The 16,471-nt window shown below is 60.5% G+C and carries 13 protein-coding genes; 9 read left to right on the top strand and 4 right to left on the bottom strand.

Annotated features, from left to right (window positions below; genetic code table 11):
* Nucleotides 1-188 precede the first annotated feature (188 nt).
* The 4 genes from J2Y56_RS13040 (at nucleotide 189) to paaZ (ending at nucleotide 5,556) form a co-directional block, all read left to right on the top strand.
* Nucleotides 189-497, top strand: coding sequence for a DUF485 domain-containing protein (locus tag J2Y56_RS13040; RefSeq protein ID WP_007943397.1), 309 nt, complete (start codon nucleotides 189-191; stop codon nucleotides 495-497).
* Nucleotides 494-2,140 carry a cation acetate symporter gene (locus tag J2Y56_RS13035; protein WP_007943398.1) on the top strand — a complete coding sequence of 549 codons (1,647 nt, stop codon included), beginning with the start codon at nucleotides 494-496 and terminating at the stop codon, nucleotides 2,138-2,140. The genes J2Y56_RS13040 and J2Y56_RS13035 overlap by 4 nt, the downstream gene beginning before the upstream one ends.
* Nucleotides 2,141-2,174: 34 nt before the next feature.
* On the top strand, nucleotides 2,175-3,428 hold the full coding sequence (locus tag J2Y56_RS13030; RefSeq protein ID WP_007943399.1) for an OprD family porin: 1,254 nt from the start codon (nucleotides 2,175-2,177) through the stop codon (nucleotides 3,426-3,428).
* Nucleotides 3,429-3,501: 73 nt separating this feature from the next.
* Nucleotides 3,502-5,556: a phenylacetic acid degradation bifunctional protein PaaZ gene (gene paaZ, locus J2Y56_RS13025; protein WP_007943400.1), complete on the top strand. Its 2,055-nt coding sequence runs from the start codon at nucleotides 3,502-3,504 to the stop codon at nucleotides 5,554-5,556.
* A gap of 125 nt (nucleotides 5,557-5,681) precedes the next feature.
* On the opposite strand, the gene J2Y56_RS13020 is transcribed toward paaZ, so the two are convergent.
* From J2Y56_RS13020 to J2Y56_RS13010, 3 genes are read right to left on the bottom strand one after another with little or no spacing between them, the layout of a single operon-like run.
* Entirely contained in the window at nucleotides 5,682-6,569 is an 888-nt protein-coding gene (locus tag J2Y56_RS13020; protein ID WP_007943401.1) for a LuxR C-terminal-related transcriptional regulator, read from the bottom strand.
* On the bottom strand, nucleotides 6,566-7,984 hold the full coding sequence (locus J2Y56_RS13015; RefSeq protein ID WP_007943402.1) for an aminotransferase: 1,419 nt from the start codon (nucleotides 7,982-7,984) through the stop codon (nucleotides 6,566-6,568). Before J2Y56_RS13015 ends, J2Y56_RS13020 begins: the two co-directional genes overlap by 4 nt.
* A 31-nt stretch (nucleotides 7,985-8,015) precedes the next feature.
* Nucleotides 8,016-9,122 (bottom strand): polyamine ABC transporter substrate-binding protein, encoded by a 1,107-nt coding sequence (locus J2Y56_RS13010; protein WP_007943403.1) that lies wholly within the window; start codon nucleotides 9,120-9,122, stop codon nucleotides 8,016-8,018.
* A gap of 228 nt (nucleotides 9,123-9,350) precedes the next feature.
* On the opposite strand from J2Y56_RS13010, the gene J2Y56_RS13005 reads away from it, so the two are divergent.
* From J2Y56_RS13005 to J2Y56_RS12985, 5 genes are all read left to right on the top strand, one after another.
* Nucleotides 9,351-10,130: an enoyl-CoA hydratase-related protein gene (locus J2Y56_RS13005; protein ID WP_007943404.1), complete on the top strand. Its 780-nt coding sequence runs from the start codon at nucleotides 9,351-9,353 to the stop codon at nucleotides 10,128-10,130.
* Nucleotides 10,130-11,311 carry an acetyl-CoA C-acyltransferase family protein gene (locus J2Y56_RS13000; protein ID WP_007943405.1) on the top strand — a complete coding sequence of 394 codons (1,182 nt, stop codon included), beginning with the start codon at nucleotides 10,130-10,132 and terminating at the stop codon, nucleotides 11,309-11,311. The genes J2Y56_RS13005 and J2Y56_RS13000 overlap by 1 nt, the downstream gene beginning before the upstream one ends.
* A 162-nt stretch (nucleotides 11,312-11,473) precedes the next feature.
* The gene (locus tag J2Y56_RS12995) at nucleotides 11,474-12,643 is read left to right on the top strand and encodes an aromatic ring-hydroxylating dioxygenase subunit alpha (protein ID WP_007943406.1); all 1,170 of its coding nucleotides are present in this window, start codon (nucleotides 11,474-11,476) and stop codon (nucleotides 12,641-12,643) included.
* Nucleotides 12,644-12,797: 154 nt separating this feature from the next.
* Entirely contained in the window at nucleotides 12,798-14,459 is a 1,662-nt protein-coding gene (locus J2Y56_RS12990) for a choline dehydrogenase (protein ID WP_310350555.1), read from the top strand.
* A gap of 22 nt (nucleotides 14,460-14,481) precedes the next feature.
* The gene (locus J2Y56_RS12985; protein ID WP_007943408.1) at nucleotides 14,482-15,555 is read left to right on the top strand and encodes a GlxA family transcriptional regulator; all 1,074 of its coding nucleotides are present in this window, start codon (nucleotides 14,482-14,484) and stop codon (nucleotides 15,553-15,555) included.
* 2 nt (nucleotides 15,556-15,557) lie between these two features.
* On the opposite strand, the gene J2Y56_RS12980 is transcribed toward J2Y56_RS12985, so the two are convergent.
* The gene (locus J2Y56_RS12980) at nucleotides 15,558-16,286 is read right to left on the bottom strand and encodes a class II aldolase and adducin N-terminal domain-containing protein (RefSeq protein ID WP_007943409.1); all 729 of its coding nucleotides are present in this window, start codon (nucleotides 16,284-16,286) and stop codon (nucleotides 15,558-15,560) included.
* Between the last annotated feature and the right edge of the window lie 185 nt (nucleotides 16,287-16,471).

Here is a 16,471-nt window from a genome sequence, read left to right as displayed (position 1 = left end):
GCGAGGCTGCGTTCGGCTGCGAAGCCGTCGTAAACCCTGGGTGCCCGGTTTTCCTGATGCACCGCAGTGCCTGACTTCACGACTGCTTCGCAGCCGAACGCAGCCTCGCTGGGGCTCGACAGCTGCTACGGGGTTCAAACGAAAAATCTGTTCCACCCCACAACAAAAACAACAAAAGAGAACGCGCCATGACACCCCAAGACGTAGAACTCATCCGCCAGAACCCGGATTTCATCCAGCTGGTACGCCGCAAACAGAACCTCTACTGGTCGCTGTCGCTGATCATGCTGGTGATCTATTTCGGCTTCGTTTTGCTGGTGGCGTTTTCCCCCGCCACCCTCGGCCAATCCCTGAGCGGCGGCGTAACCACCGTGGGCATGCTGGTGGGTGTGGTGATGGTGGTGCTGGCCTTCGCACTGACCGGTTTCTACGTCTATCGCGCCAACCACGTGATCGATCCGCTCAACGAAAAACTGAAGCAGGAGTGCGCCCAATGAGCCGTTTTCACGCGTTATTCCTGCTGCCACTGGCCTTTGTCGCTGACTTTGCGGCAGCGGCCGACGGCGCGACCCGTCCGCTGAACTGGAACGCGATCGGCATGTTCCTGGTGTTTGTGCTGTTCACCCTCGGTGTGACGCGCTGGGCCGCGTTGCGCACTCGTTCCGCCAGCGATTTCTACACCGCGGGCGGTGGCATGACCGGTTTTCAGAACGGCCTGGCGATTGCCGGCGACATGATTTCCGCGGCGTCCTTCCTCGGCATTTCCGCGATGATGTTCCTCAATGGTTATGACGGTCTGCTGTACGCACTGGGCGTGTTGGCGGGCTGGCCGATCATTCTGTTTTTGATTGCCGAACGTTTGCGCAATCTGGGCAAATACACCTTCGCCGACGTGGTCTCCTATCGCCTGGAACAAACCCCGGTGCGCCTGACCTCGGCCTTCGGCACCCTGACCGTGGCCCTGATGTACCTCGTGGCGCAGATGGTCGGCGCCGGCAAGCTGATTGAGCTGTTGTTCGGCATCGATTACCTCTACGCGGTAATGCTGGTGGGCGTGTTGATGGTGTTTTACGTGACCTTCGGCGGCATGCTCGCCACCACGTGGGTGCAGATCATCAAGGCCGTCATGCTGCTGTTCGGCACCACCTTCATGGCCTTCATGGTGCTCAAGCATTTCGGCTTCAGCACTGAAGCGATGTTTGCCGGTGCCACGGCCGTGCACGCCAAGGGCAACGCGATCATGGCCCCCGGCGGCTTGTTGTCGAACCCCATCGATGCGATCTCGCTGGGACTGGGCATGATGTTCGGCACCGCCGGCCTGCCGCATATCCTCATGCGCTTCTTCACCGTCAGCGATGCCAAGGAAGCGCGCAAAAGCGTGTTCTACGCCACGGGTTTCATCGGCTACTTCTACTTGCTGCTGATCATCGTCGGCTTCGGCGCAATCGTCATGGTCGGCACCGATCCGGCGTTCCGCGATGCCAGCGGCGCGATCATCGGCGGCGGCAACATGATTGCCGTGCACCTGGCTCAGGCCGTGGGTGGCAACCTGTTCCTCGGCTTCATCTCGGCGGTCGCCTTCGCCACCATTCTGGCAGTGGTTGCGGGATTGGCCTTGTCCGGCGCTTCGGCGGTGTCCCACGATTTGTATGCCTGTGTGATGCGCAAAGGTCAGGCCACTGAGCAGCAGGAAATCCGTGTCTCGCGAATCGCGACGCTGTGCATCGGTGTCCTGGCCATCATCCTTGGCTTGTTGTTCGAATCGCAGAACATTGCCTTCCTTTCCGGCCTGGTGCTGGCCATCGCCGCGTCGGTGAATTTCCCGGTGCTATTCCTCTCGATGTACTGGAAAGGCCTGACCACCCGTGGCGCGGTCACCGGCAGCCTGACGGGGTTGATCTCTGCGATTGTCCTGCTGGTGCTGAGCCCGGCGGTGTGGGTCAACGTGATGCATCACGACAAGGCGCTGTTCCCTTATTCCAACCCGGCGTTGTTCTCCATGAGCCTGGCATTTGTAAGCGCCTGGGTGTTTTCCGTCACCGACACCTCACCCCGAGCAACCCTTGAGCGTGGCCGGTATCTGGCGCAGTTCATCCGTTCCATGACCGGCATCGGTGCCTCTGGCGCCAGCAAGCACTAATTAACGATCGATCTGATGTCAGGGAACAAAAATAATGAAGCCCGCGTTTACAGCATCCCGAGAAACACTGTTTTCGTTAGCCGCCGCATTGAGCCTGCCCATGGTTGCCCCCAGCGCCATGGCTGACTTCATCGACGACAGCAAGGCCCGTATTGAAATGCGCAACTTCTACATCAATCGCGATTTCCGTCAGGACAACGCGCCGCAATCCAAGGGCGAGGAGTGGGCGCAGGGCTTCACCGGGCGCATCGAGTCCGGGTATACCGACGGAACCTTCGGCTTCGGTCTGGATGCGCTCGGCGAGCTGGGGTTGAAACTCGACGCCAGCCCGGATACCCGTGGCACCGGGCTGCTGCCCTTTGGCCCGAACAGCCATGAGCCTGCGGACGAATACAGCGAACTAGGGCTGACCGGCAAGCTGCGTGTGTCCAAAAGCGTGTTGAAGCTCGGCACCCTGCAACCCTTGCTGCCCGTGGTGAGTTACAACGACACCCGCCTGCTGGGTTCGACCTTTGCCGGCGGCTTGCTGACCAGCCAGGAAATCAATGGCCTGACCGTCAATACCGGGCGCCTGACCAAGGTCAATCTGCGGGACTCCTCCAACAACCAAGACGTCGGCTACGCGGCCGCCAGCAGTGATTACTTCAACTTCGCCGGTGGCAGCTACGCCTTCACCCCCCAACTGAGCCTGAGCTATTACTACGGCGAACTCGATCAGATTTATCGCCAGCAATTCGCCGGCCTGGTGCATACCCAGCCCTTGGGCAACGGTTTCAACCTGCGCAGTGACATTCGCTACTTTGACAGCCGCGGCGATGGCGCCGAGCGTGCCGGGCGAATCGACAACCGTAACTTCAACAGCATGTTCAGCGTGTCCCATGGCGCCCACAAGGTCAGTGCCGCCTACCAGCAGTTGTCCGGCGACAGCGCCTTTCCGTTCCTCAACGGCGGCGATCCGTACGTGGTCAACCTGGTGACCTTCAACACCTTCACCCGTGCCGAGGAAGATTCCTGGCAGCTGCGTTACGACTATGACTTCGTGGCCCTGGGCGTTCCCGGCCTGACCTTCATGACCCGCTACACCGACGGCGACCACGTCAAAGCCGGCAACGTCGACAACGGCCGCGAATGGGAACGCGACACCGATATCAGTTACGTCATCCAGAGCGGCGTACTCAAGAACGTCAACATTCGCTGGCGCAACGTGACCTTCCGCTCCGGCAATGGCTTGACCACCGACCTCGATGAGAATCGGCTGATTGTCGGTTACACCTTGGCGCTTTGGTAATGCCTGACTCGCGCGGTTGCGGCCGCACCCACTTTTTCATCCCCCACTTTTCACACCCTGAGGAGCAATCGTGATGCCTCACGCCCCTACCCTGCAAAGTTTCATCGCCGGTCGCTGGATCGGTCAACAAGGTGCCCAGGTACTGCGTAGCGCCATCGACGGCCATGAGATTGCGCGTACCCACGAAGAGCGTCCGGACTTCGCCGAAGCCGTCGAACACGGTCGCCGTCAAGGCATCAGTGGTTTGATGGCGCTGGACTTCCAGCAACGCGCCCAGCGTCTCAAGGCCCTGGCCTTGTACCTGAGCGAACGCAAAGAACAGCTCTACGCGATCTCCCACCACAGCGGCGCGACCCGTGCCGACAGCTGGATCGACATCGAAGGCGGTAACAGCACCCTCTTCACTTACGCCAGCCTCGGTTCGCGGGAATTGCCGTCGGGCAACATCGTCCACGAAGGCCCGGCGATGCAGTTGAGCAAGCTCGGCACCTTCGCCGGTACGCACATCCTGGTGCCACGCGGCGGCCTGGCCGTGCACATCAACGCCTTCAACTTCCCGATCTGGGGCATGTTGGAAAAATTCGCACCGAGCTTCCTCGCCGGCATGCCGTGCATCGTCAAACCGGCCAGCGCCACCAGCTACCTGACCGAAGCCGTGGTGCGCCTGATGGACGAATCCGGCTTGCTGCCCGCGGGCAGCTTGCAGTTGATCATTGGCAGCACCGGTGATTTGCTCGACCGTCTGCAAGGCCAGGACGTGGTGACTTTCACCGGTTCCGCCGACACCGCCGCCAAACTGCGGGTCAACCCGAACCTGATCCGCAACTCGGTGCCGTTCAACGCTGAAGCCGACTCGCTGAACTGCGCGATCCTCGCCCCGGACGTGACCCCGGATGACGAAGAGTTCGAGCTGTTCATCAAGGAAGTCGCTCGGGAGATGACCACCAAGGCCGGGCAGAAATGCACCGCCATCCGCCGCGCGATCGTGCCGGCCAAACACATCGACGCGGTCGCTACCCGCCTGCGTGATCGCCTGAAGAAAGTCGTGGTCGGCGACCCGTCGGTGGAAGGCGTGCGCATGGGCGCACTGGCCTCCCACGATCAGCAAAAAGACGTCGCCGAGCGTCTGGAAAGCCTGTTGCAGAGCAGCGATCTGCTGTTCGGCGCCCGCGACGGTTTCGAACCGCGCGGTGAAAACGTCAGCCAGGGTGCGTTCTTTGCGCCGACCCTGCTGCAAGCCCGCGACCCGCATGCCGAAGGCGGCGCACACGACATCGAGGCGTTCGGCCCGGTCAGCACCCTGATGGCCTACTACGATCTGGACGAAGCACTGGCTCTGGCCGCGCGCGGTAAAGGCAGCCTGGTGGCGAGCTTGATCACCAAAGATCCACAGATCGCCGCCAAAGCGATCCCGGTGGCAGCAGCCTGGCACGGCCGTTTGCTGGTGCTGGACCGCGAGTCCGCAGCCGAATCCACCGGCCATGGTTCGCCATTGCCGCAACTCAAGCACGGCGGCCCGGGGCGTGCCGGCGGCGGCGAAGAACTCGGCGGCTTGCGTGCGGTGAAACACTACCTGCAACGTGCGGCGGTGCAAGGTTCGCCGACCATGTTGGCGGCAGTGACCGGTGAACACGTGCGTGGCGCCAAGGTTATCGAAACCGAAGTGCATCCGTTTCGCCGGTTCTTCCAGGATTTGCAGATCGGTGAATCGCTGCTGACACATCGTCGCACCGTGACCGAAGCCGATCTGGTGAACTTCGGCTGCCTGTCCGGCGATCACTTCTACATGCACTTCGACGACATCGCCGCCAAGGAATCGCAATTCGGCAAACGTATTGCCCACGGGTACTTCGTGCTGTCGGCGGCGGCTGGTTTGTTCGTGTCGCCTGCGCCTGGGCCGGTGCTGGCCAACTATGGTCTGGATACGTTGCGCTTCATCAATCCGGTAGGGATTGGCGACACGATTCAAGCGCGGTTGACGTGCAAACGCAAAATCGACCAAGGGAAGAAGAGCCCGCAAGGCATTCCGCAAGGGGTGGTGGCGTGGGATGTGGAAGTCACTAACCAACTGGGGGAACTGGTGGCCAGTTACGACATTTTGACCCTGGTCGTGAAACGCGAGGATTGATTTTCCATTGATCGTTCCCACGCTCTGCGTGGGAATGCAGCCCGTGACGCTCCGCGTCACAGCGGACGCAGAGCGTCCATAGAGGCATTCCCACGCAGAGCGTGGGAACGATCACTGAGTAACGATCAGTGCTGGCGCAACCACTCGATAAACAGTGCAAACAGTTCTGACTGCGACCCGACTTCCAGCTTCAAATACAGGTTCTTGCGGTGCATGCGCACCGTCTCCGGCGAGATGCTCATCTGGCTGGCCGTGGACTTCACCGAATGCCCCCTGAGCACCATGTGCGCCACCTCCCGCTCACGCTCGGTCAGCACGTCGCAGCCAAAGTTTTCGAAGGCGGACTGCACCCGTTGCTTGAGATTGTCACTTTCAATGACTGCGCTATGTGCCAGGCCGCGACGGCCAAACTCGCTGATAAATTCCCGAACCAATGGCTCAACCGCCCGCAACAGATTCAGCTGTTCCGCCCGCAGACTTTCCCCGCCAAAACCCTGAAACAGACTGACCGAAACCTGGCTGTCCGGGCCGGTATCGATCAGGTAAAAACTGTCCTCGGAACACCCGGCCTTCAAGTAATAAGTCTTGTAGTACTCCGTATCGAAGAAGTTGTCCGGGGCGATTTCCTCCAGGTGATAAAACCCTTCGGCCAGCCCCTGCTCCACCGCCAGGCAAAACGGGTCGAGCAAGTAGCCACCGGAAAAATAGCGGTCGATGATCGAGTCCCGATACTGCTCCGGGATACCGCGCTGGTACAGCAACTGCGGCGCCCGGTCCTTGTGCTCCAGGCTGATCATCACCGATTCGATGGATACCAGATGCCCGAACGCCGACGCCAGGTAGTGCAGCGCATCAGGCGCGTCGACATGGGCGAATGCCTCGCGCATGTCGCCGTGCCATTTATGCAAGGCCCCGAAGGGCAGTGCGATTAGCGTATCGTCGTCGGGTTTGCTCATGCCCCGCAGTCTAGCGGGAGAACCGACGCCGGGTAACCGCCGATTGAGCGAACTCATTGCCCGAAGTACTGGCCGCTTTTTTCCAGCTCGGCGGCCACTTCAAGAATGCACACCCGCAGGATCTCGACGATTTCATCGACCTGGGCACACGTCAGGATCAGCGGTGGCGACATCACATTGAGGTGCATGATCGGCCGCACCAGCAAGCCTCGGGCCTGGGCCCGGGAGTGGATCATCTCGCCAATGTTGATCTCATCGGCGAACAACGCCTTGGTGCGCTTGTCGGCGACGAACTCCACGCAGGCCATGAGCTTCTGGCAGCGCACATCGCCCACCAGCGGCAAGTCGCTGAGGGTCGCCAGTCGCTCTTCCAGGTAAGCGCCGACCACGTCGACATGCTCCAGCAGCTGTTCCCGTTCAATGATCTCGATATTTTTCAGCGCCGCCGTGCAGCACACCGGGTGGCCGCTGTAGGTGAAACCGTGGGTAAAGCAGCGGCCCTTGCCCGGCTCGGCGATGACTTTCCAGATGCGGTCGGAAAAGATGCACGCACCCAGCGGCAGATAAGCGGACGTCAGCCCTTTGGCCGTGGTGATGATGTCGGGCTGCACATCAAACAGGTCATAGGAGGCGAAGAACTTGCCCAGGCGCCCGAACGAGGTCACGACTTCATCGGCGACAAACAGAATGTCGTAGCGCTGGCAGACTTCCCACATGCGCTTCAGGTAGCCCTTGGGCGGAATGATCACCCCGCCCGAGCCCATGATCGGTTCGGCGAAGAAGCCTGCGACCTTGTCCGCTCCGATGGCGAGGATCTTGTCTTCAAACTCTTGGACCAGAAATTCGAGAAAATTTGCCTCGTCCATCCCGTCCGGCGCGCGGTACGGGTTGGGGTTGGAGACATGGTGAATCCGGTCATTGGCGTAATCGAATTCCGGCACGCGGTCTGCAGCCTTGTTGCCGATCGACATCGTCAAAGTGGTGGAGCCGTGATACGCGTTAAACCGGGCGATAACGTGCTTCTTTTCCGGTTTGCCACGGCAGTTCTGGTAGTACTGGATCAGCCGGTACGCGGTGTCCACGGCGGTCGAGCCGCCCGTGGTCAGGAACACGTGATCGAGATCGCCGGGGGCCAGGCTGGCGAGCTTTTCGCACAACTGGATGGCGACGTTGTTGGACATGTCGGAGAACGGATTCGAATACGCCAGTTGCCGCACCTGATCAGCAATCGCCAGCGCCATTTCTTCGCGGCCCAAACCGATGTTGGTGCACCACATGCCGCCGACTGCGTCGAGAAAACGGTTGCCCTGCGCGTCGTAAATGTAGGCGCCGTCACCGGACACGATGTTCAGCGCGCCCTGCTCGGCGTGCTCGTCGAACATGTGATAGCCGTGCATGTAGTGAGCCTTGTCGGCCTTGATCAAACGAGCATCATCAACCGCTGGCAGTACTTTCAACGTTGGAGTAGCCATACAAAAACCTCGAACCGAAGGGGTTATACGTTCAGATCCCGCTCTTCACCGTGCTCCAGACGCGGGTAATGGCGCGCATCTCTTTGGCGTCCTGAGTCTTTTGCGGAAACAGCCGCTGGCGGGTTTCGTCATCGGGGTAAATCGCCGGATTGCTGCGCACATCGGCATTCAACAAAGGCGTGGCCGCCTCGTTGCTGTTGGCGTAATGGATGTAGTCGGTCACGTCCGCCATCACTTGTGGCTGCATCAAGTACTCAAGGAATTTGTGCGCATTGGCCACGTGGGGCGCATCGGCTGGGATATACATGTTGTCAAACCAGATCAGTGAACCTTCCTTGGGAATGAAATAGGCCAGGTTGATATTCAGCTTGGCTTCTTCGGCGCGGGCCATGGCCGTTGCGTAGTCGCCTGACCAGGTCATGGCCATGCACACATCGCCATTGGGCAGGCTGGTCAGGTAGTTGACCGAGTCGAATTTTTTAATGTACGGCCGAACCGACAGCAGCAGTTCCTGCGCGGCTTTCAAGTCTTCCGGCGCGGCACTTCGCGGGTCGCGTCCCAGGTACTTCAAGGCCAGTGGAATCACTTCGGTGGGCGCATCGACCAGGGTCACCCCGCAATCGGCGAAGCGCGAGACGATTTTCGGGTCGAAAATCATCGCCAGCGAACCAATCGGCGCGTCCGGCATGCGTTCCTTGATCTTGTCGACGTTGTAAGTGATGCCGTTGCTGCCCCAGGTGTAAGGCGCGGAATACAGGGTTCCGGCATCAAAGCCCTGCAAGTCCTGCAAGACTTTCGGATCCAGATTGGCCCAGCCCGGCAGCAACTTCTTGTCCAGCGGCTGGAACACTTTGGCTTTGATCAACGGCGGCGCAAGGGAGGCGTTCAACACCACCAGATCGTAACCGGAGTGCCCGGTCAGCAACTTCGCCTGGACGGTTTCGTACGCATCAAAGGTGTCGTAAATCACCTTGATCCCGGAGGCTTTCTCAAAGTCGGCCAGGGTTTTTTCGCCAATGTAGTCCGCCCAGTTATACAACCTGAGCGTATTGTTTTCGTTCACGTCGGTGGCGGCGTGAGCATTGAGTGTCAGCGGAACAAGCAACAGACTGGAAATCACCAGGAGGGCCTTGCGCATAGCAAATTCACCTTATCAAGCGAAGTCGGTTCTGGATGACCGGTTGCCCCCACTATTGAGCGATTGGGCCAACGGCACCATACCCCGAATGGGTGTGTGAGCCGTTTGCCAGCAATCGCGGCGGCCAAACATGGCAAAAAGCAGCAGTTTCGTTGACTCGTTTTGTCATAGCTCCCAAGCCGGCCGGGCGCTTAGAGTGGCTGCCGGACAAAACAGGCGGGGCATTCCATGAGTGAGCTGATCAAACAGGATCAAAACGAAGGCGTTTTGACGCTCACGCTTGACCGCCCCGACAAGCTCAACGCACTGAATAACAGCCTGTATACGCAGTTGGCTGATCTGCTGCTGGCCGCGGACGAAGACGACGGCATCGGCGTGATCGTCCTCACGGGCGGCACCACCTGCTTTACCAGCGGCAATGATCTGGCAGATTTTCTCGAACATCCGCCGACGCATCTGGACAGCCCGGCGTTTCGCCTGATGAACGTTGCCATCCACCTGCAAACACCGTTGATCGCGGCCGTTTGCGGAGCAGCCATCGGCATTGGCACTACCCTGCTGCTGCATTGTGATCAGGTTCTGGTGACGCGAAACGCCAAACTGCGCGTGCCGTTTGTGAACCTGGGCCTGTGCCCGGAGTTCGGTGCGAGCCTGTTGTTGCCGCGCCTGCTCGGCCACGCCCGCGCCGCTCGTCTGCTGCTGTGGGGCGACAGCCTCGACGGCGCCGCGGCGGTTGCCTGTGGACTGGCCAACGAACTGTTCGACGACGGGCAACAATGCCTCGACGCCGCACAGCACCTGGCTCGCCGGTTGTTGGCGTTGCCGCAGGATTCGGTACGCCAGACCCGGCAACTGCTCAAACAGGCATCGTTGCCGGAGTTAAAAGCCACCATTCGTCAGGAAAACCTGTTGTTCATTGAGCGTCTCAAGACACCTGAAGCGCAAACAGCGTTGACCGCCCTCCTTATTCGCAGTACAGAAAAGCATTCACCAAGAGGAAAGCCGTAATGAACACCCCGGATATTTTTGTTGTCAGCGCCGCACGTACCGCCATTGGCACCTTTGGTGGTTCGCTCAAAGACGTTCCGCTGGTCGACCTGGCGACCACGGCTGTCAAAGCCGCCCTGCAACGCTCCGGCGTAGATCCGGCGCAAGTTGGCCATCTGGTGATGGGCAGCGTGATCCCGACCGAAACCCGCGATGCGTACATCTCCCGGGTCGCCGCGATGAACGCCGGCATCCCGAAAGAGACCCCGGCCTACAACGTCAACCGCCTGTGCGGTTCCGGCCTGCAAGCGATCATCAATGCCGCGCAAACCCTGATGCTGGGCGATGCCGACATCGCCATCGGCGCCGGTGCCGAATCCATGAGCAGTGGCCCGTACCTGATGCCTGCCGCCCGTTGGGGTGCGCGCATGGGCAACGTCCAGGCCATCGACTACATGCTGGGCATCCTGCATGACCCGTTCCATGGCATCCACATGGGCATCACCGCCGAGAACGTCGCCGCACGCAACGGCATCACCCGTGAGATGCAAGACGCCCTGGCCCTGGAAGACCAGAAGCGCGCCGCGTTCGCCATCGCCAATGGCTACTTCAGCGAGCAAATCGCCGCAGTAGAAATTCGTGATCGCAAGGAAACCAAGCTGTTCAGCGTCGACGAGCACCCACGCGCCACCTCCCTGGAACAACTGGCCGGCATGAAGCCAGCGTTCAAGAAAGACGGTACGGTGACTGCAGGCAACGCCTCCGGCCTGAACGATGGCGCCGCTGCGCTGGTCATGGCCACCGGCGCCGCCGTGCAAGCCAACAACCTGCGCCCGATGGCCCGTCTGGTCAGCTATGCCCACGCCGGTGTTGAACCGGAACTGATGGGTCTTGGCCCGATCCCTGCCACACGCCTGGCACTCAAGCGTGCCGGCCTGACCGTCGCCGACATGGACGTGATCGAAGCCAACATCGCCTTCGCCGCCCAAGCCTGTGCCGTCAGCCAGGAACTGGACCTCGACCCGGCCAAGGTCAACCCGAACGGTTCGGGTATCTCCCTGGGTCACCCGGTCGGCGCGACTGGCGCGATCATCGCCACCAAAGCCATCCACGAACTGCATCGCACCAACGGCCGTTATGCGCTGGTGACCATGTGCATCGGTGGTGGTCAGGGGATTGCAGCGATTTTCGAACGCGCTTAAGTGTCAACGCGATGCCCGGTGCTATGCCGGGCATCGCAGCCGCTTGATGATTTCTTTCATCAACTGGTCGCAATCCATCAATACCGCCCCTTCCTCGCGCCCTAGATTAACTCCCAGAGCCAGTTGCCGTGCCGTGCGGCCAGCCCCTGTGGAGATCGCCCCATGCAAAACTTCCAAGCCCGCAAACAGCAAAGCCCCGTCGAGGGTTGGGATCATCAGGACCCGGAAGAAGCCTTCACCCTGCCCTCCCGTTATTTCTACGACGAGACCTTGTTCAAGGCCGAGCGCGACAACATTTTCATGCACGCCTGGCACGTCGCCGGGCACGTGAGTGAATTCGCCGAGCCGGGCCAGTACGTGGTGACGGATCTGTTTGATCAGAGTGTGGTGGTGGCGAAGAACCGTCAGGGGCAGATCCATGCGTTCCACAACGTTTGCCAGCATCGTGGCAACCGCTTGCTCGAAGACCGTCGCGGCACCACCGGCGGCGTGGTGCGCTGCGCTTACCACTCGTGGTGCTATGAAATGGACGGCACCCTGCGCAGCGCCCCGCGTTGCGAAAAAATGAAGAACTTCGAGTTGCAGCAGTTCAACATCCCGCAGATCCGCACCGAAGAAATGGGCGGCTTCATTTACTTCAACCTCGACCCGGCGGCACCGTCGTTGCGCGACTTGTTCCCCGGTGCCGATGAGGAAATGCACCGGGTATTTCCAGACCTCGCCAACATGCGCCTGATCGAGGAGCAGGACGTGATCGTGCCAGCCAACTGGAAGGTGATCATGGACAACTCCATCGAGGGCTATCACTTCAAGTTATCGGGACCGTGCCACATCGACCTCGCCAGGTTGATCGATTTCAAAGGCTATCAGTTGACCAAACGCGACAACTGGTGGACCTACATCGCCCCGGCCAACCTCTCGGTGACCGAAGCCTATGGCGTGCCGCTCAAACCCGACGTTAACCCGGACGAATGCTTCTTCAACATCGGCATGTGGCCGAACAACACCTTCTACACCTTCCCGTTTTCTGAGTTTCTGGGCTCCTTCATCATGATCCCGCTGGACGCCGAGCGCTCGCTGCTGCGTTTTGGCTACTACACCAACAATGCAGAAACGGCGGCGGTCAGTGAATCCTGCATGAAATGGATGAACGAAGACCTGGGACCGGAAGACATCGCGCTAAACATCTCGGTGCAAAAGGGCTTGCGTTCACTTGGCTACGACCAGGGCCGCTACATGATCGATGCCCAGCGCAGTAATGAAAGCGAGCATTTGGTGCATCACTTTCACCGGCTGGTGTTCAACGGCATACACGGACCGTCGTCGATCTGAGCCAGTCGGTTCAACACAGTCCTTGTGGGAGCGGGCTTGCCCGCGAATGCGGTGTATCAGACAAACAAATGTCGACTGACACTCCTTCATCGCGGGCAAGCCCGCTCCCACAGGTTTTGTGTAGCGATCTTTCATTTATGGAGCACACCAAACCATGGCCGATCATGCGTTTGATTACCTGATTGTGGGCGCCGGATCTGCGGGCTGCGTGTTGGCCAACCGCTTGGGCGAAGACCCCAGCGTGCGGATTCTGTTGCTGGAAGCCGGCCCGGCGGACAAGAGCTGGACCATCGACATGCCCTCGGCCGTCGGCATTGTGGTCGGCGGTACGCGCTACAACTGGAGCTATACCTCCGAGCCAGAACCGTATCTGGACGGTCGTCAAATTGGCACGCCGCGAGGCCGAACGCTGGGCGGTTCGTCCTCGATCAACGGCATGGTCTACATCCGCGGCCATGCCCGGGATTACGACGGTTGGGCCGAACAAGGCTGTGACGGCTGGAGCTACCGGCAGGTGTTGCCGTACTTCAAACGCGCGCAAACCCATGCCGATGGCGCGGACGATTACCGAGGCGCTTCGGGGCATCTGCATGTCACGCCGGGCGATACCGAAACGCCGTTGTGCGCGGCATTTCTCGCAGCGGGCGCCGAGGCCGGATATGGCTTGAGCTGTGATTTGAATGGCTATCGACAGGAAGCATTCGGGCCGGTGGATCGCACCACGCGCAACGGAAGACGCTGGACCACGTCGCGGGGGTATCTACGCGAGGCACTGGCGCGCGGCAATGTGCGGGTGATCACTGACGCGCTGGCATTGCGCATTGTGTTCGAGGGCAAGCGCGCCGTCGGCATCGAGTATGAACAGAGCGGCAAGACTCATCAGGCCCACGCCCAGCGCGAAGTGGTGCTGACGGCTGGCGCGATCAATTCGCCACAGCTGTTGTTGTTATCGGGCATCGGCCCGGCGGCTGAATTGCGCGACCTGGGAATCACCGTGAAGCATGATCTGTCCGGCGTCGGCAAACGACTCAACGACCACCCCGACACGGTCGTGCAATACCTGTGCAAGCGGCCGGTATCGCTTTATCCGTGGACCACCGCGCCAGGCAAGTGGTGGATCGGCGCGCGCTGGTTCGCCACCCATGACGGGCTGGCGGCGAGCAACCATTTCGAGGCCGGTGCGTTTATCCGCTCGCGAGCCGGTGTCGAACACCCCGATTTGCAGCTGACCTTTATGCCACTGGCGGTCAAACCCGGTAGCGTTGATCTGGTGCCAGGGCATGCGTTTCAAGTACACATCGACTTGATGCGCCCCACCAGCCTGGGCAGCGTAACCCTGAACAGCGCCGACCCTCGACAGCCGCCGCGCATCCTGTTCAATTACCTGAAAACCGAGCAGGATCGAACCGACATGCGTGCCGGGGCGCGACTGGTACGCGAGATTATCGGGCAACCGGCAATGGCCGCGTTCAAAGGTGAAGAACTGGTCCCCGGCCCCGCCGCACAAAGTGACGAAGCGCTGGACGCCTGGGCCAGACAGGTTACGGAAACCGGCTACCATGCCAGCGGCACCTGCAAGATGGGCCCGGCTGGCGACCCACAAGCTGTGGTCGACCCGCAACTGCGTGTGCACGGTCTCGATGGACTGCGCGTGGTGGATGCGTCGATCATGCCGGTGATCGTCAGCGGCAATACCAACGCGCCGACGGTGATGATCGCGGAAAAGGCCAGCGATATGATTCGCGGACTGCAACCGCTACCGCCCATGGACGCGCCGGTATGGATTCATCCGCAATGGCAAACACGGCAACGATGATGTTTGAACCCAGAGATCACTCATGAGCAATCAACCGTCCGACAGTACAACGCCCCCCGAAACCCGTTTCACCTGGCGGCGCGGCGACAGTGCGCCGTTGCGGGTCGCGGTGTTGCTGTTGCCGTCGTTTTCCAATTTCGGCCTGGCCGCGGTGCTGGAGCCCCTGGCCATCGCCAATTGGCTGAGCCAACGGCCGATTTTCGAATGGACGCTGTTGTCGCTGGACGGCGAACCGGTGCAGGCCAGCAATGGCTTGATCACCGTGGCGAACCACGGCCTGCGGGCCGATCAGGGGTTTGATGTGTGCCTGGTGATCGCCAGTTTTGATGTGCACAAACACAGCCGCAACCTGGCGTTGAAGAGTTGGCTGCGCAAACAGGCACTGTTCGGCGCGGTGTTGATGGGGGTGGAAACCGGCACTGAACTGCTCGCCGCCGCCGGCGTGCTCGATGGCTATGAAGCCGCGGTGCATTGGGACAATCTTCAAGGCTTTCAGGAAAGTTATCCGCGGGTGCTCGCCAAGCCTCAGCTCTACACCCTGGAGCGTCAGCGCATGACATGCGCCGGCGCGACCACCACGCTGGACATGCTGCTGAGCTGGATCGGGCAAAGCGTCGACAGCGATCTGGCGCGGGAGATCGGCATGCATCTGCTGATGGGCCAGGTGCGTGCACCGGCGGACAATCAACTCGACAGCGGCCTGACTAACTCCGGGATGCAAGGCAGCAAGATTCGTCGCGCGGTGCAGTTGATGGAAAAGGCGCTGGAAGAACCGCTGGACTGCGAGGCCATTGCCAATCAGGTCGGCCTTTCGCGCCGGCAACTGGAGCGCCAGTTCAAACATCAGACCGGGCTCTCGCCGCTCAAATACTACATCACCTTGCGCCTGGCCAAGGCCCACAGCCTGTTGCAACAAACCCGCTTGAGCGTGGCGCAAGTGGCGGCGTGTTCCGGGTTCGGTTCGCTGGAGCATTTTTCGCGTACCTATCGCGCCCGTTTCGGCTGCCCGCCCAGCGAAGACCGCAGCCAGGTCTGGACCGCCCCGGTGATGCGCCAGCCGTTAAGCAAGGCGCATCGTCCGGTCGAGGCCGACTGAATTCACGTCCGATACCCGGCCTCCTCTTCGTCCAGAATTCCCATCAATGCGCTGAAATGCTTGTCGGCAAAGCCTGGATAGTCGAGCCACTGCTGGCAGGTCTTGCGCGCTATTTCATCGCTGGCAATGCGCAATTCGCGGCCGGTTGAAAGCGCGGTGATGTAGGTCTCGCAAGCGCGTTCGAAGTAATACAGATCATCGAACGCTTGAGCAATGGTCGGCGCCGCGACCAGCACGCCATGGTTGCCCATCAACAAAATCGGTTTGTCCCCCAGCAGATGGCTCACGCGCTCGGCCTCATCTCCAAGGCCCATGCCGTCGAAGCCGTCGTCGATGGCCACCCGTTCGAAGAAACGCATCGAATTTTGCTCAATCGGCGGCAACCGTGAATCCGCCAGGCACGCCAGCGCCGTCGCGTACTTCGAATGGGTGTGCAAGATGCAACGGGCGTGCGGCTGGTTGCGATGCAAGGCGCTGTGCAAGGCCCAGGCGGTGATGTCCGGCGCGTCCGGACGGTCGAGGCTGGCTGGGTCGTCGGCGTTCACCAGCAGCAGGTCGCTGGCCTTGATCGTGGAAAAATGCTTGCCGTAGGGGTTGATCAAGAACTCGCGACCGCCCCCCGACACCGCCACGCTGAAGTGATTGGCGATGGATTCGTGCAGGTTCAAACGCGCGGTCCAGCGAAACGCGCAGGCCAGGCGGATTCTCAGTTGCTCGACAGCTTGATTCATCGCATCCCCTCTCGGCTCGTTTGTCGGTTGCTGGCAGTGTAGAGAACCGGGTTGCGTGCACTTGACGGGAAGCGACACGGGTTGCCGTTCTGACACGAACGCACAACCGTCGAAAAACGGCACGCTTATGCCGCGTTTGATCAAGAGCAGCACCAGCGGCACCGCCATAGTGACGGCCACGACCC

Source organism: Pseudomonas sp. BE134, from assembly GCF_031456105.1.
GTDB lineage: Bacteria > Pseudomonadota > Gammaproteobacteria > Pseudomonadales > Pseudomonadaceae > Aquipseudomonas.
The sequence above is the reverse complement of the archived record's forward strand: the minus strand, read 5'-3'. Positions and strand labels throughout refer to the sequence as shown.

Coding starts and splice junctions, on each gene's coding strand:
- J2Y56_RS13005 (WP_007943404.1), top strand. CDS start 9,351: ATGAGTGAGCTGATCAAACAGGATCAAAACGAAGGCGTTTTGACGCTC.
- J2Y56_RS12985 (WP_007943408.1), top strand. CDS start 14,482: ATGAGCAATCAACCGTCCGACAGTACAACGCCCCCCGAAACCCGTTTC.
- J2Y56_RS13035 (WP_007943398.1), top strand. CDS start 494: ATGAGCCGTTTTCACGCGTTATTCCTGCTGCCACTGGCCTTTGTCGCT.
- J2Y56_RS13040 (WP_007943397.1), top strand. CDS start 189: ATGACACCCCAAGACGTAGAACTCATCCGCCAGAACCCGGATTTCATC.
- J2Y56_RS12990 (WP_310350555.1), top strand. CDS start 12,798: ATGGCCGATCATGCGTTTGATTACCTGATTGTGGGCGCCGGATCTGCG.
- J2Y56_RS12980 (WP_007943409.1), bottom strand. CDS start 16,286: ATGAATCAAGCTGTCGAGCAACTGAGAATCCGCCTGGCCTGCGCGTTT.
- J2Y56_RS12995 (WP_007943406.1), top strand. CDS start 11,474: ATGCAAAACTTCCAAGCCCGCAAACAGCAAAGCCCCGTCGAGGGTTGG.
- J2Y56_RS13030 (WP_007943399.1), top strand. CDS start 2,175: ATGAAGCCCGCGTTTACAGCATCCCGAGAAACACTGTTTTCGTTAGCC.
- J2Y56_RS13020 (WP_007943401.1), bottom strand. CDS start 6,569: ATGAGTTCGCTCAATCGGCGGTTACCCGGCGTCGGTTCTCCCGCTAGA.
- J2Y56_RS13015 (WP_007943402.1), bottom strand. CDS start 7,984: ATGGCTACTCCAACGTTGAAAGTACTGCCAGCGGTTGATGATGCTCGT.
- J2Y56_RS13000 (WP_007943405.1), top strand. CDS start 10,130: ATGAACACCCCGGATATTTTTGTTGTCAGCGCCGCACGTACCGCCATT.
- paaZ (WP_007943400.1), top strand. CDS start 3,502: ATGCCTCACGCCCCTACCCTGCAAAGTTTCATCGCCGGTCGCTGGATC.
- J2Y56_RS13010 (WP_007943403.1), bottom strand. CDS start 9,122: ATGCGCAAGGCCCTCCTGGTGATTTCCAGTCTGTTGCTTGTTCCGCTG.